Annotated in this window: 28 protein-coding genes; 26 read left to right on the top strand and 2 right to left on the bottom strand. The window is 45.8% G+C overall.

Annotation, left to right across the window (positions count from 1 at the left end; all coding sequences use genetic code 11):
- The first annotated feature begins 43 nt into the window (after positions 1–43).
- The 19 genes from CI595_RS02040 to CI595_RS01950 all read left to right on the top strand — a co-directional run bounded on the left by CI595_RS02040 (position 44) and on the right by CI595_RS01950 (position 18,872).
- Positions 44–1,033, top strand: coding sequence for an ABC transporter permease (locus CI595_RS02040; protein ID WP_095171195.1), 990 nt, complete (start codon positions 44–46; stop codon positions 1,031–1,033).
- Entirely contained in the window at positions 1,030–1,896 is an 867-nt protein-coding gene (locus CI595_RS02035; RefSeq protein WP_095171193.1) for an ABC transporter permease, read from the top strand. Before CI595_RS02040 ends, CI595_RS02035 begins: the two co-directional genes overlap by 4 nt.
- A 9-nt stretch (positions 1,897–1,905) precedes the next feature.
- Positions 1,906–2,850 carry an ABC transporter ATP-binding protein gene (locus CI595_RS02030; RefSeq protein ID WP_187143988.1) on the top strand — a complete coding sequence of 315 codons (945 nt, stop codon included), beginning with the start codon at positions 1,906–1,908 and terminating at the stop codon, positions 2,848–2,850.
- Positions 2,840–3,502: an ABC transporter ATP-binding protein gene (locus CI595_RS02025; RefSeq protein ID WP_095171190.1), complete on the top strand. Its 663-nt coding sequence runs from the start codon at positions 2,840–2,842 to the stop codon at positions 3,500–3,502. The genes CI595_RS02030 and CI595_RS02025 overlap by 11 nt, the downstream gene beginning before the upstream one ends.
- Positions 3,477–4,064, top strand: coding sequence for a DJ-1/PfpI family protein (locus tag CI595_RS02020; protein WP_095171188.1), 588 nt, complete (start codon positions 3,477–3,479; stop codon positions 4,062–4,064). Before CI595_RS02025 ends, CI595_RS02020 begins: the two co-directional genes overlap by 26 nt.
- Positions 4,065–4,098: 34 nt before the next feature.
- On the top strand, positions 4,099–4,383 hold the full coding sequence (locus tag CI595_RS02015) for a metal-sensing transcriptional repressor (RefSeq protein WP_095171186.1): 285 nt from the start codon (positions 4,099–4,101) through the stop codon (positions 4,381–4,383).
- A 455-nt stretch (positions 4,384–4,838) separates the two neighbouring features.
- Positions 4,839–5,597, top strand: a complete 759-nt coding sequence (locus CI595_RS02010; protein ID WP_095171183.1) for an IclR family transcriptional regulator — start codon at positions 4,839–4,841, stop codon at positions 5,595–5,597.
- Between the two features lie 241 nt (positions 5,598–5,838).
- Positions 5,839–7,011, top strand: coding sequence for a Glu/Leu/Phe/Val family dehydrogenase (locus CI595_RS02005; RefSeq protein WP_095171181.1), 1,173 nt, complete (start codon positions 5,839–5,841; stop codon positions 7,009–7,011).
- A gap of 27 nt (positions 7,012–7,038) precedes the next feature.
- Positions 7,039–8,328, top strand: a complete 1,290-nt coding sequence (locus CI595_RS02000) for an MFS transporter (protein ID WP_330397234.1) — start codon at positions 7,039–7,041, stop codon at positions 8,326–8,328.
- Between the two features lie 49 nt (positions 8,329–8,377).
- Entirely contained in the window at positions 8,378–8,581 is a 204-nt protein-coding gene (locus tag CI595_RS01995; RefSeq protein WP_033142472.1) for a 4Fe-4S binding protein, read from the top strand.
- A 12-nt stretch (positions 8,582–8,593) separates the two neighbouring features.
- Positions 8,594–9,646, top strand: coding sequence for a 3-methyl-2-oxobutanoate dehydrogenase subunit VorB (vorB, locus tag CI595_RS01990; RefSeq protein WP_095171177.1), 1,053 nt, complete (start codon positions 8,594–8,596; stop codon positions 9,644–9,646).
- A 1-nt stretch (position 9,647) separates the two neighbouring features.
- On the top strand, positions 9,648–10,385 hold the full coding sequence (locus CI595_RS01985) for a thiamine pyrophosphate-dependent enzyme (RefSeq protein WP_095171175.1): 738 nt from the start codon (positions 9,648–9,650) through the stop codon (positions 10,383–10,385).
- Between the two features lie 2 nt (positions 10,386–10,387).
- Positions 10,388–10,927, top strand: a complete 540-nt coding sequence (locus CI595_RS01980) for a 2-oxoacid:ferredoxin oxidoreductase subunit gamma family protein (RefSeq protein ID WP_095171172.1) — start codon at positions 10,388–10,390, stop codon at positions 10,925–10,927.
- Positions 10,928–10,986: 59 nt separating this feature from the next.
- Positions 10,987–13,107, top strand: a complete 2,121-nt coding sequence (locus CI595_RS01975; protein ID WP_095171170.1) for an acetate--CoA ligase family protein — start codon at positions 10,987–10,989, stop codon at positions 13,105–13,107.
- A gap of 118 nt (positions 13,108–13,225) precedes the next feature.
- Positions 13,226–14,860 (top strand): BCCT family transporter, encoded by a 1,635-nt coding sequence (locus tag CI595_RS01970; RefSeq protein ID WP_095171169.1) that lies wholly within the window; start codon positions 13,226–13,228, stop codon positions 14,858–14,860.
- Positions 14,861–15,068: 208 nt separating this feature from the next.
- On the top strand, positions 15,069–15,539 hold the full coding sequence (locus CI595_RS01965) for an RNA polymerase sigma factor (protein ID WP_095171166.1): 471 nt from the start codon (positions 15,069–15,071) through the stop codon (positions 15,537–15,539).
- Entirely contained in the window at positions 15,520–16,134 is a 615-nt protein-coding gene (locus CI595_RS01960; protein WP_095171164.1) for a hypothetical protein, read from the top strand. Before CI595_RS01965 ends, CI595_RS01960 begins: the two co-directional genes overlap by 20 nt.
- 712 nt (positions 16,135–16,846) lie before the next feature.
- Entirely contained in the window at positions 16,847–18,157 is a 1,311-nt protein-coding gene (locus CI595_RS01955; RefSeq protein ID WP_095171162.1) for an MFS transporter, read from the top strand.
- 19 nt (positions 18,158–18,176) lie between these two features.
- Entirely contained in the window at positions 18,177–18,872 is a 696-nt protein-coding gene (locus CI595_RS01950; RefSeq protein ID WP_330397233.1) for an alpha/beta hydrolase, read from the top strand.
- A 275-nt stretch (positions 18,873–19,147) separates the two neighbouring features.
- Here the strand turns inward: CI595_RS01950 and CI595_RS01945 are convergent, their stop codons facing one another.
- Positions 19,148–20,206, bottom strand: coding sequence for a BtrH N-terminal domain-containing protein (locus tag CI595_RS01945; RefSeq protein ID WP_095171157.1), 1,059 nt, complete (start codon positions 20,204–20,206; stop codon positions 19,148–19,150).
- Positions 20,203–21,018: a MerR family transcriptional regulator gene (locus tag CI595_RS01940; protein WP_095171155.1), complete on the bottom strand. Its 816-nt coding sequence runs from the start codon at positions 21,016–21,018 to the stop codon at positions 20,203–20,205. The genes CI595_RS01945 and CI595_RS01940 overlap by 4 nt, the downstream gene beginning before the upstream one ends.
- 242 nt (positions 21,019–21,260) lie before the next feature.
- Here CI595_RS01940 and CI595_RS01935 point away from each other — a divergent pair, with 242 nt between their 5' ends.
- The 7 genes from CI595_RS01935 (at position 21,261) to CI595_RS01910 (ending at position 25,364) form a co-directional block, all read left to right on the top strand.
- A complete protein-coding gene (locus tag CI595_RS01935; RefSeq protein WP_095171152.1) occupies positions 21,261–21,653 on the top strand; it encodes a cupin domain-containing protein in 393 nt (130 codons plus the stop codon).
- Positions 21,654–21,658: 5 nt separating this feature from the next.
- The gene (locus CI595_RS01930) at positions 21,659–21,934 is read left to right on the top strand and encodes a hypothetical protein (RefSeq protein WP_095171149.1); all 276 of its coding nucleotides are present in this window, start codon (positions 21,659–21,661) and stop codon (positions 21,932–21,934) included.
- Positions 21,935–22,082: 148 nt separating this feature from the next.
- Positions 22,083–22,910: an Rpn family recombination-promoting nuclease/putative transposase gene (locus CI595_RS01925; protein WP_095171148.1), complete on the top strand. Its 828-nt coding sequence runs from the start codon at positions 22,083–22,085 to the stop codon at positions 22,908–22,910.
- Positions 22,911–23,326: 416 nt separating this feature from the next.
- Entirely contained in the window at positions 23,327–23,449 is a 123-nt protein-coding gene (locus CI595_RS26535) for a hypothetical protein (protein WP_279233383.1), read from the top strand.
- Positions 23,446–24,069, top strand: coding sequence for an NUDIX hydrolase N-terminal domain-containing protein (locus tag CI595_RS01920; RefSeq protein ID WP_095171145.1), 624 nt, complete (start codon positions 23,446–23,448; stop codon positions 24,067–24,069). Before CI595_RS26535 ends, CI595_RS01920 begins: the two co-directional genes overlap by 4 nt.
- Before the next feature lie 61 nt (positions 24,070–24,130).
- Positions 24,131–24,574, top strand: coding sequence for a GNAT family N-acetyltransferase (locus CI595_RS01915; protein ID WP_095171143.1), 444 nt, complete (start codon positions 24,131–24,133; stop codon positions 24,572–24,574).
- Between the two features lie 19 nt (positions 24,575–24,593).
- Entirely contained in the window at positions 24,594–25,364 is a 771-nt protein-coding gene (locus CI595_RS01910) for an APH(3') family aminoglycoside O-phosphotransferase (protein ID WP_162291785.1), read from the top strand.
- Positions 25,365–25,384: the final 20 nt, after the last annotated feature.

Below are 25,384 nucleotides of genomic sequence, written 5' to 3'. Positions count from 1 at the left end.
TTCAGGAGGAAGGTCACAAGAGAAAATCGAATGGAGAGACAGAATGAAAAATAAGTATTATCTGAAAATTACGGGGAGATATCTGCTCCGCATGGTAACGCTTCTGATCGCAGTCAGTATCATAAGTTTTATTTTAGTCAGCATGTCTCCGGTGGACCCGGTGCAGCAGTATGTGGGGGCAGTGCCAAATGTAAGTATGGAACAGAGAGCTAAGATAGCGGAATACTGGGGACTCAATGACCCGCCTGTGGAGCGTTTTTTCGCATGGGCAAAGTCAGTCCTTCACGGGGATTTTGGCGTGTCTTTGATTTACCGAAGACCTGTGCTGGATATCATGAAAGAGAAATTTATCACTTCCCTGGCACTCATGGCAGCGGCATGGCTGTTTTCCGGAATCATTGGATTTATGGTGGGCTGTGTGATGGGGGCGTTTCATGGAAAAGGGCCGGATAAAGTCCTGAAAAAGGTCTGTCTTATCATGTGCTCTATTCCCACGTTCTGGATCGGAATTGTATTCCTTATGATATTTTCCGTAAAGCTGGGGTGGTTCCCAATGGGAATGAGTGTGCCGAAAGGTGTGCCCACGGACCAGGTGACCATATTGCAGAGGATTCACCATCTGATACTGCCGGCTCTGACATTAAGCTTTCTTTCCTTTGCAAATGTAGCGCTCCATACAAGAGAAAAGCTGGTGGATGTGCTGGAAAGTGAATATGTACTGTTTGCAAAAGCAAGGGGAGAATCTGGATGGAGTATCCTGAAAAGACATGGGATCCGTAATATTATGCTGCCCGCTGTGACCATGCAGTTCGGATCTTTCAGTGAACTGTTCGGCGGTTCTGTGCTGGCGGAAAATGTATTTTCTTATCCGGGCCTTGGAGCTGCGGCATCAGCAGCAGGCATGGGGTCCGATGTACCATTGCTTTTGGGGATCACTTTGTTCTCCGCGCTGTTTGTCTTTATCGGGAATATGCTGGCAAATATAATATACGGGGTTGTGGACCCACAGATAAGGGAGGGGTACTTAAAATGAGTAATATGACTGCGGCGGCATCCGGCAGACAAGGCAGAAGGATTGGGGTGAACCGGAGGACCAAAACAATTATTTTTGCAGCCCTGATCTTAATGGTGATTTTGGGGGTATATCTGTCAGGGGCTTTTTTAAGTGATGATCTGATCCAGGCGGATTTTTCCAAGAAAGCCCTGAAACCATCTCTGGAACATCCCTTCGGAACAGACCTTCTTGGGAGGGATATGCTGGTGCGTACCATCAAAGGGCTTTCTGTCAGTATTTCCGTGGGTATGATCGCTTCCAGCGTCAGTGCGGTGATCGCCCTGTTCGTGGGAGTGGCAGCGGCAACCGGGCGTTCCTGGCTGGATCATTTTATCAACTGGCTGATCGACTTGGTGATGGGGATACCTCACACGGTCCTGCTGATCCTCATTTCTTTTGCCTGTGGAAAAGGTCTGAAAGGTGTGTTGATCGGTGTGGCCGTCACCCACTGGACCGGGCTTGCCCGTATCATAAGGAGCGAGGTGCTCCAGATACGTTCCCAGCAATACATAGGAGTGTCCAAAAAGCTGGGGCATTCCAGTTGGTGGATCACGGTGCACCATATTCTGCCCCACATGGTACCACAGTTTATTATCGGGCTGATACTTCTATTTCCCCATGCCATTATGCATGAATCGGGACTTACCTTTCTGGGATTCGGTCTGTCACCGGAACAGCCCGCTATCGGTATTATCCTTTCGGAATCCATGAAATACTTGTCATCCGGTATGTGGTGGCTTGCATTTTTTCCGGGTCTCATGCTTGTGATCATCGTACTGCTTTTTGACCGTCTGGGAGAAAATATGAAGAAAATATTAGATCCATACAGCGCACATGAATAGGAGTGTAACATGAAAAAGGAACAAATAGAAAAAGAGCCGGTTCTGAAAGTGGAAGACCTGTCTGTGACATTCCATATGTATGACAAGGGGCTGGAACAATATGATCTGAAAGTCATATCTGATCTGAGTCTGGACGTAAGACCGGGGGAAATTGTGGCAATCGCGGGATCCAGCGGTTCCGGCAAGAGTCTTTTAGCCCACGCAGTGATGGGAATCTTGCCGGAAAATGCTAAAGTTACGGGAAAGGTCATCTTTAAGGGAGAGGCACTTGACCAGAAGAAAAAAGAGAGACTCAGAGGAACGGAGATTGCTCTTGTGCCCCAGTCCGTAGCCTATCTGGACCCTCTGATGAGGGTGGGAAAACAGGTGACTGGATGTGACCCCAAGAAAGAAAAACAAAAATCACAGAAAGAGATATTTAAAAGATTTCATCTGGATGAAAAAATTGAAAGATATTATCCGTTTCAGATATCGGGAGGTATGGCGAGAAGAGTACTGGTATCAACAGCCGTTATCAGCAATACATCCCTGATCATAGCGGATGAACCCACACCGGGATTAGATCTGGAGATGGCTTTGGAGGCGCTTAAGATATTCCGGGAACTGGCAGATGAGGGGAAAGCAGTGGTGCTCATTACCCATGACATTGATCTGGCATTTCATATTGCAGACCGGATCGCTGTATTCTATGCAGGTACTACCGTGGAGATGGCAAAGGCGGAGGACTTCAGAAAAGGTATGGAGGAACTGCGTCATCCCTATTCCAAGGCGCTGTGGCAGGCATTGCCCCAGAATGGCTTCCGGCCTATACCGGGCTTTCAGCCCTATGCTAAGTACCTGCCCAAAGGATGCTTGTTTTTCCCAAGATGTCCATATAAAACAAAAGAGTGTGAAAATAATATACCCATGCGTGAAGTCAGGGGAGGATATGTGAGGTGTATACATGCGACTTGAAGCAAAGAATCTGGGGTTTCGCTACGCCAATGGGCCGTGGATACTGAAAAATGTAAATTTCACCATAGAGGAAGGGGAGCGTGTGGGTCTGGTGGGGCCCAGCGGTTATGGCAAAAGCACCCTGGTTAAGCTGCTGGGGGGATATCTGGAACCCTGTGAAGGCGAAATTCTGCTGGATAAAAAACCGCTGGATAAAAAAGGTGTTTGTCCGGTCCAGTTGATCTACCAGCATCCGGAGAAGGCCATCAATCCCCGTTGGAAAATGAAGAAGGTCCTGGAGGAGTCAGGTATGTACCGCGAGGAGGTCCTGGACGCTCTGGGGATCGAGAAGGAATGGCTGGACCGGTATCCGAGGGAGCTGTCAGGGGGAGAGCTGCAGCGGTTCTGTGTGGCACGTTCTCTGTTCGAGGGAACACATTTTTTGCTGGCTGATGAGATGAGCACCATGCTGGATGTCATTACACAGGCACAGATATGGAATCTGATGCTCCGAGAGGTGGAAAAGAGAAAGATAGGTCTGCTGGCTGTGACACATAACATGGCGCTGGCAGGCCAGGTGTGTACCAGAACACTGGATCTGGCAAATGTAAATCATATAGAATGTGCAGAGGAGAGCGGGTGCGAAGATGGATGTGAATATGGTACTGTTTGACGATTTTGAGGGGATGGATGTATTCGGGCCTGCGGAGATACTGGGAAAACTGCAAAAATATTTCCATATCCGTTATCTCTCCGTATCGGGGGATATCATTAACAGTGTACAGGGAGCAAAAATATGGACTGATTTTCTGATCCCCGAGGAGACAGAGGGGGTTCTGCTGATCCCGGGAGGCAAAGGGGCGCGGCGCCTGCTCTGGCAGGATGAGAGGACCCTGAATCTGGTGAAACGGGCAGCAGAAAATGCGGATACCTGCCTGATGGTGGGCAGCGGCTCTGCTATTTTGGCACAGACAGGACTTTTGTACAGACGGAAACTGGCTGACTGTCCTCTTGATAAAAACTGGAACAGGATGTTTACAGCAGGGATCGAGAGGATCGAGGGGGCCAGAGTGGTGGCTGACGGAAAATATTATTCCTGCAGCAGTACAGCGGCGGGCCTGGATATGACACTTTGGATGGTGGCCGACCAAATTGATATTGATGTGGCATCAGAGGCTGCCCGGCAGACAGGATATCCCTGGGACCCGGCCGGAGGAGAGGAAATCTATTGCTGATGTAAGGCGATCCAAGTGAGAGAGGAACTGTGCGATGAGAGAAGAAAAGAAAGATACAGGGACAAAATATGACAAGAGCATGGTCAACCGTCTTGCCAGGGCTACCGGCCATCTGAAGTCCATACGCGGTATGGTGGAGGAGGGACGCGACTGCAGTGAAGTCCTGATCCAGCTTGCCGCTGTGCGCTCCGCTGTCAATGGCGCGGGGAAAGAAGTGCTGAAGCAGTATATTGACGAGTGTATTGAGGAGGCATTGGAGAAGGGGGACGCGGAGAGCCTGAAACGTCTGAACAAAGCGTTGGATTCTTTCTTAAAATGAGGAACCCCGGGATGGGGTGATCAGGAGAGAAAAAAGAGGACTAAGAGCAGGAAAAAGCCTTTATTTTACGGGTTAAAAAAAGAAAATTTTTTTTAGATCTTTAACCCTGGGGGCGGCTTGCGGGAAGAGGATGTATGTTATAAGATAATATCACGGTTGATCTTCCTCCAAAAGTTGACCGGAAACATTTACAGTATTAGCTTTCCGTGCCGTTCCCTCCGCTTATAAACGGCGCGTGAAGCCTGATTTGAATTCACAGACACTCCAAGTTCAAAAAGCCGCATCCTACGCCGGGATGCGGCTTTTTGTGTGCACATCTCCCGGAGATATTTTGAAACACACTCTTGTAATATGCCTGCAGAAATGTTAATATTTTAGTAAGGTAAAATATTGAACAGAGTTCTTGAATACGGAACGATTAAGGCCTGCATGAAAGTTTAGGAGGGAAAACCACTATGAGTGAAGACAAAGAGATCAAGGTAAAAAGCCTGCAGAAGGCACTGGAGATCCTGGGATGTTTCGTGGAAAAACAACCTCTGGGTGTGACGGAGATCAGTGAGAAGCTGGGATTATACAAAAGCAACGTGCATAATATATTAATGACCTTCAAGGCCATGGACTATCTGGAACAGGACCCGGAAACCGGTAAGTTCAGCCTGGGGACCGCTGTATTCACATTGAGCCGTGCACTGAAGGAAAGCCTTACCATCACCAAGGTAGTGCTCCCTTACATGCATCAGATCGCGAAAGAAGCGGGAGAACTGATCTATCTGGCCATTCCCCACGGGGATGAGGTGGTCTATCTGGAAGCCGTATATCCGGAAGGCCAGATGCTGCCGGGCAGGTCTGTAACAGGAGAGCGCTCTAAAATGTATTGTACAAGTGTAGGCAAAGTCATCCTCTCCCAGATGCCCGACGAGGAAGTGGAAGAGATCTTGAGCCGTGAGAAGACACCATACACAGATTATACCATAACGGACAAGGAAAAGCTCTGGGAGGAAGTCAGGAATGCACGGAGAGACGGCTACGCTGTGGACAACATGGAAAATACATTCGGAGTCAAATGTGTGGGAGTGCCCCTGATGAATCATATGGGAAAGGTGGAGGGCGCCATCAGTATCAGCACCCCGTCTCTGCGCATGGATGATGAGAAGCGGGATATATTTGTACAGATTCTGAAACGGTATGCAAATGAGATCAAAAAGCGCTTATAGAAAATAAAGGGTCAAAATTGGATAGTTTGCACAAAAAGAAAAAAGATTCAAGGAATATATTGAAAAAACAAACAAGGTGTGATATGCTCATATCATCAAAAAAGAACGAGGTTCTTACATACAGAACATAAACCAATAGCAGCGGAATCCATTACTCGGCAAAATGCCGAGTAAAAAAATAAAACTATTGAAGAACAAAGTTCTGTAATAGAGAACAACATAAAATGGGAGGATTTTTAAAATGGCAAACAAACCGTATTTAGTAGTGGAATGGAATGACACTGAGACAGATGCAAAAGGATGGATGTGTGCATACAACTTCGTAAATCATTACTGCGGAGGCGGAACAAGAATGCATCCTACAGTTACCAAGGAAGAGGTTATCCGCCTTGCAACAACGATGGGATACAAATACAAAGCATGTGAATCTCTCACAACAGGCGGATGTAAGGCCGGTATAGCATATGACTATAAAGCACCGGACGCACCGGACGTTCTGAGACGTTTCCTGACAGCTACCGCACCGGTTATCAATGCAGGCGTATCCATCGGCGGAGATTTAGGTGTTGATTACTCCGATGTTTTAAGAATCTTAGATGACCTGGGAATCGGTATTCCCCAGACAAAGGCTATGAAAGAGGACCCGGATATCCATCAGGGTATTGTGAACCATGACAGGGCAGAAAAAGAGCTTACATATGACGGATTTAAAATGTATGACATGATCACAGGTTACGGCGTTGCGGCAGCAGCCGATGAAGCCTGGAAAATGAAAGGCGGCAAAGAAGGTGCATCTGTTATCATCCAGGGATTTGGATGTGTGGGCGCAAGCTGCGTGAACTCCCTGAACAACATGGGCTATAAAGTCATCGGTATCGCGGATGTAAACGGACTTGTATACTGCAAAGATGGTCTGGATATTCCGAAACTGGTAGCGACCAGACTCCCAAAAGGTGAGCTGAACAAGGAGTCCTTTGAAGACAACTACGAAATTTATCCAAACAGCCAGTGGCTGGAAAAAGAATGCGATATCCTGATCCCGGCAGCTCTGGAAGATGTTATCAATAAAGACAATGCCGATAAGATCAAAGCATCCCTGTTAGTGGAGGCAGCCAACATTCCCACCACTCCGGAAGCTGATGCGATTCTCCGCAAAAATGGAGTTGACGTAGCTGTTGACTTTATCTCCAATCTGGGAGGCATCCGTATCTACGAAGCAGTTATCTTCCGCCTTGTGAAGATTGAGGACATGAACGACGAAGATGCAGCAGCAGCTATTGTAAAAGACACAGTAGACTTGATCCGCAAACAGACACGCCGGGTATTTGAAGAGTCCAAAAAGACAGGTGAATTCACCCGTGACGTAGCCAGAAGGCTGTTCACACCGGACAAATCCGACACTCCGGATATGTAATCCGTTATTCTGCTAGAGAGGGTGGGGATGCGAAAAAAGCATCCCCATTCTACGCATATGGAGGTTTTTATGAATTCTAAAGTGAGAAAATACCTTACGGTCATAACACTTGGCCTGGCAGGAGGTTCCATCTATTTTCTGCCCTACGTGAAATACATTTTTTATGACGCACAGCTTGCAGCCATGCATATGAGCAACACTCAATCCGGTCTGCTGCTCACCATGTATACGGTGGGAAATATGATCCTCTACATACCGGGCGGCATCATTGCGGATAAAGTATCACCGAAAAAAGCATTGATCATCTCCCTTCTCAGTACATCGGCTCTGGCCTACCTATACGCGTTTACCATGGATTTTAAGATTGCCATGTTTATCTGGATGGGACTCTCCTTCAGTACGGCGTTTGTATTCTGGTCCGCACTTATGAAGGCTGTCCGCATTATCGGTACAGAGGAAGAACAGGGATTCATGTACGGCCTTTATTATGCCTGCAACGGAATTACAGCAGCCCTGACCAATACTCTGGCACTGAATATATATAAGACAGCCGGCGGGGACATGGAACAGGGATTTTTCCGGGCAGTTCTGGCAGGCGGCTCTGTGGCTATCATTGCAGCTATTCTGTTGTTCTTCCTTATGAAAGGCAGTGACAAAGAAAAAGAAGTCAGTGACGGGGAACCGAAATTCCGCATAGGTGATGTGGGGAAATTAGTAAAAAATCCGGTTGTATGGATCGTTTCCTTTACCATCTTCTGCGGATATGGATTTTATACCAGCATCTCTTATTTCAACCCCTATCTGACAGAAGTCATAGGCGTGTCACCGGAGAGTTCAGGGTTTATCTCCATTGTCCGCAACTATCTGCTTCTTCTGCTGGCTCCTGTAGGCGGTATTATTGCAGATAAAGTATTTAAATCAACCTGTAAATGGCTTTCCACGGCGTTTATCATACTGGCAGCTCTTTTTGGGGCAGTTCTCATTCTGCCTTCCAGTATCAGTCCCATGGCAGCCAGCCTGTACACCCTGATCCCGGGCGCGTTTGCCATGATGATGTACGGCGTTGTGTTCTCCACAGTCAGTGAGGCGGGAATCCCAAGGGCTATGACAGGAACGGTGATCGGTATTGCATCCATTATCGGCTATCTGCCGGATTCCATCTACTCTGTCCTCTTTGGAAATTGGCTGGATTCCTTCGGCGGTTCCGGATACAATTTTATATTTGGTTTCCTGGCAGTTTCAGGTCTGGTAGGTTCCGCACTGGCATTACTGATTTACAGGCACGGTAAGAAAGCAAAACAGGGAGAAGCTGCCTGAAGTTACGCTTCACAGTCTCCTGAAGTATGATAGAAAGGAAAATGAAATTATGGGAAAAGAAAAAGTTTACACCAATCCCGTCCGCTGCAAAGGCTGCGGCTATTGTATCAATGCATGTCCCCAGGAGGCCATTAAGGAATCCGGCCATGTAAATGCCAAGGGATACAATACGGTTGAAGTGGATGCAGAGAAATGTGTGGTATGCGGCATGTGTTACCGCGTATGCCCGGACTATGTATTTGAAATTCGATGAGGGAGGTTCGTTATGGGAAAAGTATTATTTAAAGGAAATGAGGCTCTGGCGGAGGCCGCACTGGCAGCCGGATGCCGCTTCTACAGCGGATATCCGATCACTCCGCAGACAGAGATCCTGGAATATCTGTCCTGGAGAATGGAAGATGTAGGCGGTGTATTCATCCAGGCAGAGTCTGAATTAGCAGGCGTAAATATGGTACTGGGAGCATCCGCGGCAGGTGCGCGCGCACTGACCACATCCGCAGGTCCCGGATTTTCACTGAAACAGGAGGGGATCTCCTATCTGGTTGCAGCAGATCTTCCGGCAGTTATTGTGGATGTCATGCGAATTGGAACAGGTCTCGGAGACATTGCGCAGGGGCAGGGCGATTACTGGCAGCTCACAAGAGGCGGCGGTCATGGTGATTACCATACACTGGTACTGGCACCCGCTTCTGTCCAGGAAAATGCTGACCTGATGGTGGAAGCTTTTGATCTGGCGGAAAAATACCGCCACCCGGTCCTCATCGCTTCTGACGCGGCGATCGGACAGATGATCGAAGCTGTGGAGATCCCGGAATTCAGGGACCACGATATTGATAAATTTGACTGGAGCATCAAGGGATGTAAAAAAGGCTGTGAGCAGCGCAAGATCCAGAATGTTTATTATACCCATCCAGATTATGAGAATTATTTGAGAGAGAAATACGAGGATATGGAGCGGGAGGAACAGCGCTACGAAAATATCCGGGTAGAAGACGCAGATCTGGTACTTGTGGCTTATGGAATCAGCTCCAGAGTCTGCCGTGAGACCGTAGAGCTGGCAAGAGAAGTGGGGATGAAACTGGGCCTGATCCGCCCCATTACTCTGTGGCCGTTCCCGGTTAAGGCATTTGAGGAGGCAAAGAACGCGAAAGCATTCCTCACTGTGGAGATGAATATCTTAGGACAGATGACAGACGATGTGCGCCTGGCTACCGGCGGAAAATATCCGGTTGATCATTTTGGTTCTATTTTCGAGATTCCGGAATCTGACGGGATCATTGCAAAAGCAAAAGAAATGCTTGAAAAGGAGGGAGTATAATATGAGACTGGTAGCTCCTGAAACCGTAACATTTACGCAGAGCGGCTTCTGTCCCGGATGCGGACACGGCCTGGCGGTCCGTCTGATTGCCGAAGTAATGGAAGAGATGGGTCTGAGTGAAAAACTTTTGGCTGTGGTTGACGTGGCCTGTGGTTCTTTAAATATAGACTCCTGGAGATTTGACACTGTCATGGCAGCACACGGACGTCCCGTGGCTACAGCAGTGGGGATTAAGAAAGTACGTCCCGAAAATCCCGTACTGGCTTACATAGGGGACGGCGCTGCTTACTCTATCGGTATGGCAGAGACCATGCACACAGCGATCCGAAATGACAATGTGGTGACTGTAGTCATCAACAACAGCCTATACGGCATGACGGGCGGACAGTGTGCGCCCACATCCCTTCCGGGTCAGATCACAACCTCCACTCCCCGGGGAAAAGACCCTGAAAAAATGGGTATGCCTTTTAGAGTAGAGCAGGCATTTACCGGTTTTGATATCGCATATCTGGCCAGGGGTACTATGGCAGATGCAAAGGGTATGATCCAGTGCAGGAAGTATATTAAAAAAGCCTTTGAAAAACATATGAAGGGTGAGGGATTCTGTCTGGTGGAGCTGCTTTCCCCATGTCCCACAAACCTGAACATGACTCCTGTTAAGAGCATGGAACACCTGAAAAATGAGATGGAAAAATACTTCCCTCTGGGTGAATTTAAAGACAAAAAGGAGGAGGAATAGACATGGCAAAAGAAATTATTTGTGCCGGATTCGGCGGACAGGGAGTGCTGACAGCCGGAATGCTCCTCATCAATGCCGGTATGGAACAGGAGAAAAATGTTTTATTCTATCCCTCCTATGGTTCAGAGATGCGGGGCGGGACCGCCAACTGTACCGTGAAGATCAGTGATAAACTGATCGCCAGCCCGGTTTCAAAATGTCCGGATATTCTGTTTACCATGAATACACCTGCCATTGACAAATTCGAGGAACGCCTGAAACCCGGCGGACTTCTGCTGGTGAACTCCTCCATCGTACCGGAGGACAGGACCTACAGGGATGATATCAAGGTAGTGAAGATCCCTGCAACGGATATTGCTGCTGAGGTGAAAAATCCAAAGGGTGCCAACCTTGTAATGCTGGGTGCGCTGGCTGCCCACAGTGATTTATTTACCATTGAATATATGGAAACAGCCATTGTCTCTTTCTTCGAGAAGAAAGGGAAAGGCAAATTTAATGAGAAGAATGTAGCCTGCTACCGCAGGGGAGTAGAAGGTAAATAATTACGGGGAATGAGTATGAGAGGGCAGGATGAGTGCCCTCTCACAGGAGGTAGAAAACTATGGATTTGACAAAACTGCTGAAACCGAAGTCCGTAGCAGTCATCGGTGCCAGCGAGAAGGAAGGCTTCGGCGGCGATGTATGCCGCAATATCCTTGCCTATATGGAAGACAGAAGCCATGTATATTTTATACATCCGAAACGTGACCGGGTGTTTGGAGTGCCCTGTTATAAAAGCGTGTCAGATGTTCCGGAATCTGTGGATCTGATGGTGATCTGTACCTCACAGAAAACGGTCATACCGCTTTTGCGGGAAGGCGCGGCAAAGGGATGCGGGGGTGCCGTTGTATTTGCCAGCGGTTATGGCGAAGTGGGGACGGACGAAGGCCGGGCCAATGAAAAGGAACTGATGGAGACAGCCAAAGAACTTGGAATCGCAGTCATGGGTCCAAACTGTGCCGGATTCGTCAATTATGTGGATAACGTACAGGCATTTGCCTTTATCTCTGATAAGAGAGATAGAAAAGGAGGCGTGGGAGTGGTTTCCCAGAGCGGCCAGCTCTGCCTGTCCCTGATGGATTGTCCGGGCATGCGTTTTTCCTACAGCATATCAGCAGGAAACGGTAAGATCGTACAGATGGAAGACTACATGGAATTCCTGGTTGAGGATGAGAATACCAAGGTAGTAAGTATTTATATTGAAGGTGTTAAAAATGCGGATAAATTCGCGGCAGTCCTCAAAAAAGCCGCGGATAAGAGAAAACCGGTGGTAATTTTAAAAGCCGGGCGGAGCGCAAAAGGCGGCGCCATCGCAGCGTCCCATACAGGAAGCCTTTCCGGTTCGGATGCCTCCTTTGATGCAGTTCTGAAAAAATTCGGAGCGATCCGTGTGGATGACCTGGAGGAGCTTATGGCTATGTCCCTCATGCTCTCCACTCTAAAACAGATGCCAAAGCAGGCCACATTTGCATCCATGAACCTCTCCGGAGGGGAGACGGGAATCTGTGCGGATGTGGGCAGCTTAAACGGCATTGAATACCCGGATTTTACAGAGGAGACCCTGACTTCTTTGAAGGAGCAGCTTCCCTCTTACGCCACCCCGAATAATCCGCTGGATATGACGGCAAGTCTTTCCTATGACGCTGATCTGTACGCGGGAGCCCTGCGGACTGTCATGGACGACCCGAATATTGGGATGGTCCTGATCGGTTATACACTGCTTCTGGAGATCGCAGACCCGGCGATCCACTATATGTATGAAGGGATCGAGAAGGTGGTAAAAGAAAAAGGGGAGAACTGCAAGCCAATTGCTATGATTCCCTTTGCCGAAAATACAAGGAATGCAGAATACCAGGAAAAGCTGTTTCATATCGGTGTTCCAGTGCTTCCGCCTACGGTCTATGCATTTAAGATCCTGCGTCATCTGGCTGATTTTATTTCCTACACACCGGAAAATAAGAGCCTGAGTCTGGCAGTGGGACAGAAGAAGAGCGGTGAGACCTACGCATTGTCTGAACATGACAGTAAGAAAAAGCTGGGGGCCTACGGGGTTCCGGTTCCAAGGGAAGTTATTGTAACATCCGCCAAGGAAGCGGCAGAGTTTGCGGGAAACACAGAGGAAGCGCTGGTCATGAAAGTGGAGTCTGCCGATATTTTACACAAAAGTGATGTGGGCGGCGTGAAGCTGAACATCCATGGTCAAGAAGAGGCGGTCCGGGCATATAATGAAATTATGGAGAGCGTTACATCCAAACGCCCTGACGCGAAGATCAATGGAATATTAATGGTTCCTATGTTAAAATCAGGAGTAGAGATGATTATCGGTGTGAACAATGACCCGCAGTTCGGCCCCATGGTCATGGTGGGCATGGGCGGTGTGTTCGTTGAGCTGTTCAAGGATGTAGCACTGTATCCGGCCCCTATAGGCAAGGCGGAGGCTATGGATATGCTGAGATCACTGAAATCTTTTAAACTTTTGAACGGTTATCGCGGCGGGGCAAAATGTGATATAGACGCCCTGTGTGATACCATTGTAAGTATTGCTGATTTCGCCAGTGCAAACAGGGATACCCTGAAAGAATTGGATATCAACCCTCTGTTTGTATACCCGGAAGGGGAAGGAGTAGGTGTTGCTGACGCTCTTGTTGTCAAATACGGCAGCAAAGAAGAAAGCCGGTCATAGGAACGCAGCCAGTGCACCCCCGCGGTCTCCAAACACTCTTTGGCCGGCAGGGGTGCATTTCGGCAGCCGGGCACTTTACCTGACGGAATAACAGGCATCCATAAAGGAGGGACATGATGTGAAACTGTTTGAGAAGATTGAGAAGAAAGTTTTTTTCCCGGCTGTGATAATCCTGGCAGTCATAATTATTCCATTGTATCTGGCACCGGAGGCGTCCAACAAGATCATTTCCAGTGTTTTTGAATTCTGTACAGGAAGACTGGGATTTCTGTACCTGTTGGCCTGTCTTGTGTCTTTTGGTTTTCTTATCTGGCTGACAGTAAGCAAGCACGGGAATGTGAAGCTGGGTACTGCCGAGGATAAACCGCAGTATTCTAATCTCTCCTGGATCGCCATGCTTTTTACTGCCGGTGTGGGAACCAGCATCGTGATCCTGGGTTTTCTGGAACCGATCTATTATGTGAGCGGCCCTCCTTTTGATCTGGAGCCATTCAGCAAACCGGCGTATGAATATGCGCATATGTATGGGCAGTTCCACTGGGGACTGAGCGCCTGGGCATTCTATAATCCGGCGATCATTGCCACGGCTTATATGATGTTCGTACGCAGGAAGCCGGGAATGCGTCTGAGTATTGCCTGCGAACCGGTGTTAAAGAAACGTTCCAGGGGATTTCTGGGAAATTTGATCGACATGCTTGTTATTTTCGGCATTGTAGGCTCTATCTCCACATCCCTTGGGATTGGGGCACCTGTGCTTTCTGTTATTATCCGGGAAGTATTCGGGATTCCCCAGAGTTATGATTTTGTTGTGCGTATTGTAGTATTGATCATTTGGGTCTGTATTTTCGGAACCTCTGTGTACCTGGGACTGGACAAGGGAATCCAAAAACTCAGCAACATAAATGTAGTGCTGGCTTTTGTCTTTATGGCAATTGTGCTTTTTGTAGGGCCGACAACAGATATCTTCAAAATGGAAGTAAATTCCCTGGGTCTTTATGCTTCCGATTTTGTGAAGATGAGTACATACACGGACCCGTTCGGGAGCGGAAAGTTTACGCAGGAATGGACAGTCTTCTACTGGGGTTGGTGGCTGGCCTTTATGCCTATGATGGGAATGTTTGTGGGAAGGATTTCCAAAGGGCGGACCATACGGAATGTGGTGTGGGGACAACTGATATGGGGAAGCCTGGGCTGCTGTGTAAGCTTTATGATATTCGGAGGATACTCATTGTTCCTGCAGGAGACAGGCAGGGTGGATCTTGCATCCATTCTGCAGAGTGAAGGGCAGAGCGCCGCCATTGTGGCGATTCTGCAGACTTTGCCCATGCCGAAGCTTATGATGATATTCCTGTGTATTGTCTGTTTTGTATATCTTGCAACTACCATTGATTCCTGCGCCTATGTTCTGGCAGGGACTACAATGAAAAGATTAAAGGGAGATGAGGAGCCTGCCAGGTGGAACCGGATATTCTGGGCAATCCTGTTCTGTCTTCTGTCAATCGGCCTTATGCTGATCGGCGGACTGGAGGCAGTCAAGACCATTTCCGTACTCACAGGACTGCCGTTGATCGCGGTATTGATATTGTTGATCATTTCAGTGAAGAAGATGCTTACCGGGGATGATAAATCAAAAAAGAGCAGGGATGTTTTAGAAAATAAACCGGAAAACATCCAAACAAATGAGCCCTTGGAGACAGCAGATTCTTCTGAAACAGAAAAAATATCCCCTGGGGTGGCTTGTAAAGAGGAATAGGATTGGCTATGATATAAGTATAGCCGCATCCTCCGCAAACTGCGGCTCCAAATGGATTTGAATTCACGCATGACAGACAAGGGAGGCTGTATCCGCTTTGGCGGGATGCAGCCTCCTTTGTCTGGTTTTATTTATAATTTTTTTTGGATGACGTGTCACTAAAAGCGGGACTGGGGTGTGTTATTTGTAAAGGAGTAATAAAACACATATGGAAGGAAGTCGTTTACATCATCTATTTCTCAAATATAGCCAAATGTTGTATAAAATTTCAGTATTAATGCTTTGTAATGAGCAGGATGCCAATGACGCTGTACAGGATACTTTTACCAGGCTTTTATCTGCAGATAAATGTTTCGAGAATGAAGAGCATGAAAAAGCCTGGCTGATTCGGGTCAATATCAATATTTGTAAGAATATGCTTCGGTTTCGCAGAATGCATCCGACAGCTACTTATGAGGAGCTTTCCTCTCATTCTCATAGTACCGAGGATATTGGTCTGATGAATGCTCTTCTTGGACTAAAGAATAAAGACAAAGAACCTCTTATTTTGTTTTACATAGAAGGATATTCCTGTAAAGAAATCTCGGAGTTTTTTGGGATTTCTGAGGGAGCTGTCAAGAAAAGATTAGAAAGAGCGAGGAGAAGATTGAGGGATAAGTATGAAGAGAGTCAGGAATAAAGGATATATGAATGTTGATTTTGAAAGAATTGCAGGTCTGGCTGAAGATATCGTTTTTTCAGAGAAAGATAGTGACAGAGTGTTATCTACATGTTATTCCAGATTAGATGGGAAAGGGAACAGACCCCAAAATCTGTATCATAGAGCCGCTGCTGTCGTCATCATACTTATCTTGACAGTAGTAACAGCTGTTATGGTAAATAAGCCTGATGTTCTTGTGTATGCATCAAGTATTTCCGGTGAAGTTAAGTTAAAAACAGGTGAAAGCGTAATACTTAAAAAGCAGTTTACACCATTGGGAATGGGATATGTATTGACGTTAGACACCAAAGAAACAGAATATTACTATACAGTAGAAAGCGAAGATAATGTGTATTCCGAAAATATTTTTCGGAATGGAAATACAATTTACTGGCTGCCGGATGGCAGTTTAAGTGGAAAATTGTCTGATGAAAATGGTGAAATCATATATCTGCCGAAGACAAATAAATCTATATTGAAAATAAGAGTACATAATAAGGAGGCGCAAGTTGAAGATATCACACTTTCATTAGAAAGGAGGGGAGATGTATGTAGTGCTGAATTATTAAAATAAGATGTAAGGGGAAATATCAAAATAACTAAAAAGATATTATGTATATTATTATTGGTTACGGTTTTGTTAACGTCATCGGTCAATGTTTGGGCTAAATCTGAAGAAGGAGAAACACTTAAATTCAGATTTTATAATGAAGAAGGTAAAGAAATTAATATCTCAAAGGATATGGTTGCTTTGCTTTTAGAACGATTGGAACGTGATGGTAAGAAATGTGAAGAAAGTGGTATATCACTATTTGCATCGTGTTCTCATGTACCTTGTAATTCATATGAAGGTACTGTGATATCACACGTAGAAGTGAGTCCGGTACAGTGCTGGGTATATACAATGCGAGCAATTATATGTAAATGCTGTGGTGCGCCAATTAAAAAATTGTCCGATTGGACATTTTCGTATTCCCATCCATCGCATTAGTAAAAGTTTGTAAAGATGGCAGTTAGGGTTTTGTTTTGCCCTAACTGCTATTTTTTGTGGCAAAAATCCAAAGTTGATCAATGTAACTTTACAAATGCAATAGTTAATGTTAATATCAAAAAAAAACAAAGAGAGGATGATCACAGTGATACTCTGCATTTTAAAAGCTCCATGCAAAGTCTGAGACACGGACGGATTTGTATGGAGACGAATTTTTGGGCGTAATGCCTTTTTGTCCGTCAGACTTTGCGTTCTTTGAATAAACCAAGTTTATAAAAGAAAGGGCAAAGTCAAAATGAAAAAATTGAATAACGTAAAATCACTATTTGAAGGACTGCATACTTTTATCCTTCTGTGGGCAACGCAGGCGTTTTCCACACTGGGCAGTTCCATGACCAGCTATGCATTAGTCATCTGGTCGTATCAGCAGACAGGTTCAGCGCTGTCCACTTCACTACTGTCGATCTGTTCCTATGCGCCTTATGTGCTTCTGAGTATTTTTGCGGGGGCGCTCAGTGACCGGTGGAACAAAAAGCACACCATGCTTGTGTGTGACACCATTGCGGCAGTCAGTACGGCTGCGGTATTTTATCTGCTGTCAGCAGGCCGCCTGGAAATCTGGCACTTGTATTTTATCAACGGGCTGAACGGCCTGATGAATACCATTCAGCAGCCTGCCTCCGATGTGGCAGTCAGCCTGCTCACGCCTAAAAAACAATACCAGAGGGTGAGTGGTATGCGTTCGTTCTCAAACTCACTTGTGACTGTGCTGAATCCCATTGCGGCTATGACAGTCATGTCTTTTTGGGGGATTGGGGCAGTAATAGCCATTGATCTGGCAACCTTCGCCGTGGCGTTTCTCACCCTTGCCTTCTTTATCCGGATTCCGGAGGAAAAGCTGGCATCCGGGGCGCAGACGGGTTCCCTCCTAAAAGCAGCAGGGGAAGGCCTTGGGTATATGAGGAAAAACAGGGGTATCCTAGATTTGATCCTTTTCCTGGCGGCCATCAATCTGGTGGCATCCATGTACAACGCGGCGCTGCCGGCCATGCTTCTGTCCAGAAACGGGGGCAGTAAGATGGCACTTGGATGGGTGAATGCCTGCGGAGGGCTCGCAAATGTGGCAGGCAGTATTTGGGTCTCCATGTCCGCACCTCCAAAGAGCAGAATGCGGGTCATCTGCAATTCCCTTCTGTTTTCCATGAGTACGGAGAATTTTTTTCTGGCCTTCGGAAGAAGTGCGCCGGTCTGGTGTTTTGGAGCAGTGCTGGGATGGCTGTTTATCCCTTTTATGTCTGCCAATATGGATGTGCTGATCCGCTCCCATACGCCCCTGGAAATACAGGGACGTGTGTATTCTGTGCGCAACACCCTGCAGTTTTTTACAATTCCGGTGGGATATCTTTTAGGCGGACTGTTTGTGGATAAGGTTTTTGAACCGATTATGGGCAGACAGGCAGCGGGAAGTTATCTGGTGCATGCTTTTGGAAGCGGAAAAGGTTCCGGTGCAGCTATGCTGTTTTTCTTTCTGGGAATAACAGGAGTTTTAATCTGCCTGTTTTTTAGAAAGGACAGGCATCTGTGGGATTTGGAAGAGAGAATGTGAGGTGTAGAAGGAAATGAAGATGCAGATATTTCAGATAGATAACATACCGTCTGTTCTCTATGGAGAGGAGGCGGACAGAGTCATATTAGCAGTACATGGAAACCAGTCCAATAAGACCGATGTACCCATACGGATTTTAGCAGAAACTGCACAGGCCAAAGGATATCAGGTTCTGAGTTTTGATCTGCCGGAGCATGGGGAACGTAAAGGCAGACAGATTCCCTGTAAGGTGCAGAATTGTGTGGAAGAGCTGAAAACCGTTATGGAATATGTAAAAGGTAAATGGAAGTCTATAGGATTATTTGCCTGCAGTATGGGTGCATATTTCAGCCTTCTTGCCTGCAAGGATGAGAAGCTTGAAAAATGCCTGTTTCTCTCACCTGTGGTGGATATGGAAAGGCTGATAGAAAATATGATGACCTGGTTCCAAGTTACGCCTGAGCATTTAGAAGCCAGCGGCGAACTGGATACGCCTATAGGGCAGAAACTTTACTGGGATTATTATTGTTATACCAGAGAGCACCCCATTGTGAAATGGAATGCCCCCACTTGCATTCTCTATGGAAGTGAAGATGATCTGTGTGAATATGACAGAATAAAAAGGTTTACAGAGCGGTTTGGCTGCAGCCTGGAAGTGGTTGAGCAGGGCGAACACTATTTTCATACAAAGGAACAGCTTGAAAAATATAGGGATTGGCTGGAAAAAGAATTATAAATAGATAGGCATGGACGTACAGACGGCCGGGCAGCAGTGAGCGATCATGGTATGCTGTCCGGCTGTTTTTGATGATGTCAGATGTTCCCATACGGATTTTGGCGGAGACTGTACAGGCAAAAGGAAAAGTGTTTCTGTGAGTCAGATTTCTTTTTCTGACGGGAGAATCTTATAATCACCACCATATGGTTTTGTCTCTTGTGTATTCCGTAAAACCGCATTTCTGTAATAGTTTCTGGGAAATAGATTTCTGAAAGACAGCTTGTCTCTTTTTTTTATTCTGCTAAATGGAGCTTGATGATCTCAAGCAATGACAGATACATATCTTTTTCCATTTTGTATATCTCTGCAATGGAGGCAGACATTTTTTCCAGAAGTTCTGTGTTTCCGTTTTGAGACAATTGCCATAAATCTTCACCCACAACATCCCATAATGCGGCTGTCTGTATAAAACGCTGCCCTGTTTCCGGAAGCCTTTCATCCTGAAATACAGGCGCGCACTCACATAGGAATCCTCCGTACATTTTGCGGAATATACCGCCTCCCGTGCCGCCGTCCGCACGGATCTGAAAATAGTTTGTGATTCCGGCCAGACGGAGTTTATCAGGGCTGAATTGTTTCCACTTCAGGATTTCTTTAGAAAATTTCAGGATGCCGTTAATGCCCAGAAGCTGTGCGGGAGGATAGAGCATGGTATTGCAGGTCTCCATTACGGCCTCGCACAAAACAGCCTTTCCGGGCTCCCGGTATCCTGTGAGATCAAAGACTAAATATTTATTGTCAGCAGGGAAAGGTCTGTGCGTGCTGGTGCGCGCCATTTCCACTTCCGCGTAATCTGCCAGATGAAAATCTTCAGAAATCTGTCCTTTGGGCACCCGGATGGGATAGTCATGGTTGTCCCTGTCACTAATCCAGAATTTCTGTGCCGCGTCATCATAGCCGAACAGGACAACTGCATGTCCTCCGAAATGACTGTCCGGATCCATATCAAGATATTTTAAATACGGCATGTCAGCATAGATCAGAACAGGATGCTTTTCGTCTATGAGATGTTTTGCAGCCTGGAAAACCCGGGAATACTGTTTGGAGGACTTACATTTGATGGTAATGCCCAGACGTCCGGCCAGTTTCTTTTCAAATTCAAAAACCTTTGTTCTTCCGCTTATCATAGGACTGGCGGACTGGTTGAGGTAGAGGAAGGATAAACCCGAAGAAAGCCCGAACAGCATTTCCTCCGATACTGGATGTCCGTAATAGGTAAAAATCTGTTTCAGGGCATTGGTAATACAATGCTTTCCTCCCTGGGGGGTAAAATCTTCGATCACTGTTTTCATTTCTTACTCCTTTGGATGGTTTCAAAGGGCAAAAGAATCTCTGTAACATAATTGGCAGGATTTCCTTTAAAAATCATACCGGGGCTTTTTTGGTAAACCTCTCTTGTGGGAGTCAGTATCTTATAGCCGTTGGCGTTGGCATAGGCAAAGATAGATTGATAGGCAAGATATAAAGTGTCGTAGCTGCCATAGTGAACCGTGCGCAATGCCTTAAAAGCGGGCAGTTTTCTGCAGGTTACGGCTCCATCCCTTATTCTGCATTTGACGGGGAGGCAAAGCTCTATGTCTGCCGGTTCTGCACAGTCTTCATCGTAGTAACAGTTGAAATGTCTGCCCGCTATGTTGTTTTTTACAGCTTTGTAAAGAAGCGGTACATATTGTTCCAGATCACGGTATCTGCCTGTAAAACGGATGGAAGCTGCCAGCACTTCTTCTACATCGGTAATATCAATATGGTATGTCTGGCTTTTCTGTTTTCCCTCAAAAGACGGCATCCTTCTGCTTATTTTTTTAATGAGCTCTTTTTCCTTTGCAATATTTGTCTCAATAAACTGGATTTTTTCTTTTAGAACGTATGTTAAGTCATCTTCTGTATCCACAGCTTCCGTAATCTCCCGTATTTCCATGATGGAGAATTCTAAAGAGCGCAGGAATTTAATGAGCAGGGCCTTTTTCAAATCCTCATCACTATAATATCTGTACTGATTTTCTGCGTCTCTGAAGGAAGGTGTTAGGATGCCTTCCTTATCGTAATAACGCAGTGCTTTTACAGTTAATCCGGAAATTTTGGAAAACTGGCTGATTTTATACATCATAACCTCCTTTGTTTTAGATACGTTCCAGTCTAAACCATCCCCCGCACAGGAGTGTCAATAGGCATTTGCCGCCTGATATGTAATCAGTCTATCACAGCCAACAGAAAGATGTAAACGAAAATAGGGTTGTCATGTGGCGGATATGAGGATTTATAGGTTCATTGTAATCGGATATAGAATATTGTATAATCAGAACATGCGTCAGCATATGCAGTAAAACGGAAAAGGGGGAGATTTTTATGGAAGAGAAACTTTTGATAGACCGACGGGGAGACGGCATACATGTTGTAAAAGATAACCGTACAGTTGTAGATTATTTTATTTACCCGGAGTACGAGATTCACTTAAACTGTCTTTTGGCAGGGGCTGTGCAGGATTGGCATTTTCATTCGGAGATTGAGGAGGTATTGGTGGTTACGAAAGGGGTTTTGACCTGTAAATGGAAAGAAGACGGAGTGGTTCGTACAGCCAGGGCAAAGGAAAAGGACATTGTGCGTGTGCAGAATTCTGTTCATACATTTCAAAATGATACAGAAGAAGATACGGAATTTATTGTCTTTCGCTTTGTGCCGGATGGAATGGATAAAAGAGAGAAAATAAAAAATGACAAACAGTTGGCTGGGGAGGGATAAGGAATATGAAAGAGGAACATAAAGGGACAAAATCCAATTTGCCGGAAGAGGCCATAGGACAGGAAAGTGCCGAGGAACAGACCGATGAAACCGAAGAGAAAATAAAAGATACTGCGGAAGAAATACCGGAGGAAAAGAGTGAAAGAGGAAAACGGCTGTCTATATGTATTTGCTTAGGCCTGGCGTTGGGAGTGGCTTTGGGTAAAACCGTATTTGGAAATCTGGGTACAGGTATTGCCGTGGGGATCGCGCTGGGAGCAGCGATAGGTAGTCTAAAGTAAATTAGTATTTCAGTAAATCAGATGATATATCATAGAGCTGCAATATTATATAAATTTAATAAATATAACAATTGTAACTTTGCATGATATGGGCTATAATAAACGCACAGACAGAGTTTCCGTGTCATATTTTCCAGGAGGAAACCATATGGCAAGGAAAAAATTTGAACAGCTGGATCTAAAGGATGCTTTTCTCTTTTCTGCTGCACTGGAAGATCCGGAGGCGTGCCGGCTGATACTGGAGTTGTTTTTAGGGTATCCCATAGCGAAGATAACCGTACACGCGGAACACAGTATTTTGCTCAGTTCTGATTTCAAAAGCGTCCGGCTGGATATCTATGCCAGTGACGAGTTATCCGTTGGCTATAATATGGAAATGCAAAATGAGAAGGAAAATAATCTGCCCATGCGGTCGCGGTATTACCAGAGCGAACTGGACATAGCCGCCTTAAAACCCGGAGAAGATTACAATGATATGAAGCCGGGCTATATTATTTTCATTTGTACGTTTGACCCATTTGGCAAAGGTCTGTATAAGTATACTTTTGAAAATCGCTGCCTGGAAACAGATATGCCTCTCGGAGATAAGACGATGAAAATCTTCTTTAACACAAAAGGTACCAATCCGGAGGATGTTTCAGAAGAACTGCTTGCATTTCTTGCGTATGTAGAAGACAGCACGGATTCTTGTGCAGAAAAAACCCAAAGTGAAACTGTTCATAAGATCCACAATAGGATCAAAGAATTGAAAAAGAATCGGGAAATGGGGGCGAAATTTATGCTGTTGGAAGAATTGATCAAGGATGCCGAGAAAAAGGCCGGTGAAGAAGGCATTTCTAAGGGAAGGAGTGAAGAACAGAATCGCTACAGCGGTCTGATTCTTCAGTTGGCGAAAGACGGACGAAGTGACCTGATCGTGAAAGCCGCTTCTGACACACATCTGCTGAATGCTTTATATGAGGAATATAAATTATGATCGTGTACGCAATGTCTATTGATACAGTTCTCAGCCATCTCGGGCTAAAATCATTTATTATTACATATTTTAACGTTACTACAAATCTTCAATAGAAAGCACGTTCCGTGAACTTTCTATTCTCATGAATGAAGGCGGATGAAAATGATCCGCCTGTCTGAATATTTCTATTTACATTCCACAAAATAAATGAAATATGATACGGAATTCTGTCTTTTTCTTTTGGACCCAATCTGTTCGTTTTCTCCGGAAACTGAGCATAGGACTGTGTGTTTTACCTGTAACTGTGAGGGTACTGAACAGTTACTGTACTTTTAGTATACTGTGAATAGTGATCTAAAGGGGGGAATGCCCCTATATTGTTATATTCTACAGGTGTTTTTCTCCCCCTGTTTCTGTTATAATGAGGAAAAGCTATGGCGATCATACAGGAAACAGTAATAGATGAGAGAATTACGAAAGGAGCAGCAGGCCGGCATCAGGCCGGAGCATTCCTGCCGGAAAAGATAAGGCGGGAATACCTGTTAGGATTCAAATGAAGGATGAAAGTAAGAAATGGCTGGACTGGGCAGTGGAGCTTCAGAGTCTTGCGCAGAGCGCACTGTATTACTGCAAAGACAAATATGATATAGAACGTTTTGAGCGTATCCGGGAAATTTCCGCGGAGATCATCAGTGAACAGGCGGAGATGCCTTTTGAAAAAGTCAAAGATCCATTTTGCTGTGAGGTGGGGTACCAGACGCCGAAGATGGATTGCAGGGCAGCCATAATAGAAGGAGATAAGATTCTTCTTGTAAAAGAAAATGACGGCAGATGGTCTATGCCCGGCGGATGGGTGGACGTGGACTTGTCGGTAAAGGAGAACACCATCAAAGAGGTGAAAGAGGAAGCGGGCCTTAATGTAACAGCCGATATGGTCATTGCGGTCCAGGACAGGGAAAAGCATAATAAACCACTATACGCATACAAAATATGCAAAGTTTTTGTTCTGTGCACAGCGATCAGCGGTCATTTTGAGAAGAATTTGGAAACTGTGGACAGTGGTTATTTTTCCATGGATGAGCTGCCGCTGCTTGCGGAGGATAAAAATACAAAAGAGCAGATCGCCATGTGTTTTGAAGCGTCAAAAGCGGAGCACTGGAAAACACAGTTTGATTAAGATGGAGATGTGCTGAGACACACTTTGGGATTCTGTTATTTTCATAGAGGAGGTTTCATAAATGCTTACATATAAAGAAATTGAGAGAGAGGATCTGCCGTCCCTTGCAGCCATGTATGTGGAGACGTTTAATGCTCCGCCGTGGAACGATGCCTGGACAGAGGAGACTGCGGGAAAGAGACTGGGGCAGATGGCGGCGGCCGAAACTTTTTACGGGATTTGTGCCTTTGAGGAGGAAGTTCTCTGCGGCATGGTCTTAGGATTTTCCGAACAGTTTTACGATGGCATTTTGTTTGAGATAAAAGAGTTTTGTGTAAAAAATGCCAGCCGTGGAAACGGACTCGGTTCTGCTATCTACCATGAATTTGAGCGAAGACTGCAGGAAAAAGGCATTGACAAGATTCAGCTCATGACACTTCGAGGAAATGCCACAGAGCATTTTTATGAAAAGAATGGATTTGAGACAGATAAAGATTTGATCTTTATGAAAAAATGCGCTAAATAGAAGCAGAATGAGGGCAGGTATGGAAGGAAAGATTCCAGAAAGTATAAAAAAACAGATAGAGAGCAAGGAATACAGCAGGGATACCATCGGCAGGTCAGGCTCCCAGATACTTTGTTTTTCAGACATGGTTCTGAAGGCAGAGAGAGACAGGGAGGAATCCGGAAATGAGCATGAAATCCTGAGCTGGCTGCAGGGCAGACTTCCGGTACCAAAGATCATCTGTGCAGAGAAAATGGGGGATACAAGATTTTTGCTGATGACCAAAATAAAGGGCGCCATGCTCTGTGATACGCAGTATTTGAAAAATCCCAGACTTTTGGTCCATCTGCTTGCGGAGGGGCTGAAAATGCTGCGGCAGGTGGATATCAGCGGGTGTCCGGCCATGCGGAATCTGGACTTTAAATTACAGCAGGCTTCTGTCAATGTGGCAGAGGGGCTGGAATTGGAAACAGGAACAGAGCCGGATCTATACGGAACAAAAGAATTTCACAGCCCGGAAGAACTTCTTTTATGGCTGAGAGAACATAAACCCAGGGAGGAGATGGTTTTTTCCCATGGAGACTACTGTCTGCCCAATATTTTTGCTGAAAATAAGAGAATCAGTGGTTTTATAGATCTGGGAAGAGCCGGCATGGCGGATCTTTGGCAGGATATTGCACTGTGTGTCAGAAGCCTGCAATACAATATAGGAAAAAATGAAGGGTGCGTAAAGCAGTTGTTTGAGGAACTGGAAATCGCTCCGGACTGGGAGAAAATCAGATATTATATATTGTTGGATGAACTGTTTTAGCTTATAAAAAGCTTATAAAA

Origin of the sequence: Blautia hominis (assembly GCA_002270465.1) — a bacterium.
Classification (GTDB): domain Bacteria; phylum Bacillota; class Clostridia; order Lachnospirales; family Lachnospiraceae; genus Blautia; species Blautia hominis.
This window is presented reverse-complemented; position numbering and strand designations above follow the sequence as displayed.

What these genes read in the sequence shown, in the direction of transcription:
- CI595_RS01910 (WP_162291785.1), top strand. Translation starts at nt 24,594, where the DNA reads ATGGAAGGAAAGATTCCAGAAAGTATAAAAAAACAGATAGAGAGCAAG.
- CI595_RS02040 (WP_095171195.1), top strand. Translation starts at nt 44, where the DNA reads ATGAAAAATAAGTATTATCTGAAAATTACGGGGAGATATCTGCTCCGC.
- CI595_RS01980 (WP_095171172.1), top strand. Translation starts at nt 10,388, where the DNA reads ATGGCAAAAGAAATTATTTGTGCCGGATTCGGCGGACAGGGAGTGCTG.
- CI595_RS02005 (WP_095171181.1), top strand. Translation starts at nt 5,839, where the DNA reads ATGGCAAACAAACCGTATTTAGTAGTGGAATGGAATGACACTGAGACA.
- vorB (WP_095171177.1), top strand. Translation starts at nt 8,594, where the DNA reads ATGGGAAAAGTATTATTTAAAGGAAATGAGGCTCTGGCGGAGGCCGCA.
- CI595_RS02000 (WP_330397234.1), top strand. Translation starts at nt 7,039, where the DNA reads ATGCGAAAAAAGCATCCCCATTCTACGCATATGGAGGTTTTTATGAAT.
- CI595_RS26535 (WP_279233383.1), top strand. Translation starts at nt 23,327, where the DNA reads ATGGCGATCATACAGGAAACAGTAATAGATGAGAGAATTACGAAAGGA.
- CI595_RS02035 (WP_095171193.1), top strand. Translation starts at nt 1,030, where the DNA reads ATGAGTAATATGACTGCGGCGGCATCCGGCAGACAAGGCAGAAGGATT.
- CI595_RS01925 (WP_095171148.1), top strand. Translation starts at nt 22,083, where the DNA reads ATGGCAAGGAAAAAATTTGAACAGCTGGATCTAAAGGATGCTTTTCTC.
- CI595_RS02015 (WP_095171186.1), top strand. Translation starts at nt 4,099, where the DNA reads ATGAGAGAAGAAAAGAAAGATACAGGGACAAAATATGACAAGAGCATG.
- CI595_RS01915 (WP_095171143.1), top strand. Translation starts at nt 24,131, where the DNA reads ATGCTTACATATAAAGAAATTGAGAGAGAGGATCTGCCGTCCCTTGCA.
- CI595_RS01940 (WP_095171155.1), bottom strand. Translation starts at nt 21,018, where the DNA reads ATGTATAAAATCAGCCAGTTTTCCAAAATTTCCGGATTAACTGTAAAA.
- CI595_RS01995 (WP_033142472.1), top strand. Translation starts at nt 8,378, where the DNA reads ATGGGAAAAGAAAAAGTTTACACCAATCCCGTCCGCTGCAAAGGCTGC.
- CI595_RS01920 (WP_095171145.1), top strand. Translation starts at nt 23,446, where the DNA reads ATGAAGGATGAAAGTAAGAAATGGCTGGACTGGGCAGTGGAGCTTCAG.
- CI595_RS02020 (WP_095171188.1), top strand. Translation starts at nt 3,477, where the DNA reads ATGGATGTGAATATGGTACTGTTTGACGATTTTGAGGGGATGGATGTA.
- CI595_RS01935 (WP_095171152.1), top strand. Translation starts at nt 21,261, where the DNA reads ATGGAAGAGAAACTTTTGATAGACCGACGGGGAGACGGCATACATGTT.
- CI595_RS01965 (WP_095171166.1), top strand. Translation starts at nt 15,069, where the DNA reads ATGGAAGGAAGTCGTTTACATCATCTATTTCTCAAATATAGCCAAATG.
- CI595_RS01950 (WP_330397233.1), top strand. Translation starts at nt 18,177, where the DNA reads ATGCAGATATTTCAGATAGATAACATACCGTCTGTTCTCTATGGAGAG.
- CI595_RS01955 (WP_095171162.1), top strand. Translation starts at nt 16,847, where the DNA reads ATGAAAAAATTGAATAACGTAAAATCACTATTTGAAGGACTGCATACT.
- CI595_RS01945 (WP_095171157.1), bottom strand. Translation starts at nt 20,206, where the DNA reads ATGAAAACAGTGATCGAAGATTTTACCCCCCAGGGAGGAAAGCATTGT.
- CI595_RS01975 (WP_095171170.1), top strand. Translation starts at nt 10,987, where the DNA reads ATGGATTTGACAAAACTGCTGAAACCGAAGTCCGTAGCAGTCATCGGT.
- CI595_RS01985 (WP_095171175.1), top strand. Translation starts at nt 9,648, where the DNA reads ATGAGACTGGTAGCTCCTGAAACCGTAACATTTACGCAGAGCGGCTTC.
- CI595_RS01960 (WP_095171164.1), top strand. Translation starts at nt 15,520, where the DNA reads ATGAAGAGAGTCAGGAATAAAGGATATATGAATGTTGATTTTGAAAGA.
- CI595_RS02030 (WP_187143988.1), top strand. Translation starts at nt 1,906, where the DNA reads ATGAAAAAGGAACAAATAGAAAAAGAGCCGGTTCTGAAAGTGGAAGAC.
- CI595_RS01930 (WP_095171149.1), top strand. Translation starts at nt 21,659, where the DNA reads ATGAAAGAGGAACATAAAGGGACAAAATCCAATTTGCCGGAAGAGGCC.
- CI595_RS02025 (WP_095171190.1), top strand. Translation starts at nt 2,840, where the DNA reads ATGCGACTTGAAGCAAAGAATCTGGGGTTTCGCTACGCCAATGGGCCG.
- CI595_RS02010 (WP_095171183.1), top strand. Translation starts at nt 4,839, where the DNA reads ATGAGTGAAGACAAAGAGATCAAGGTAAAAAGCCTGCAGAAGGCACTG.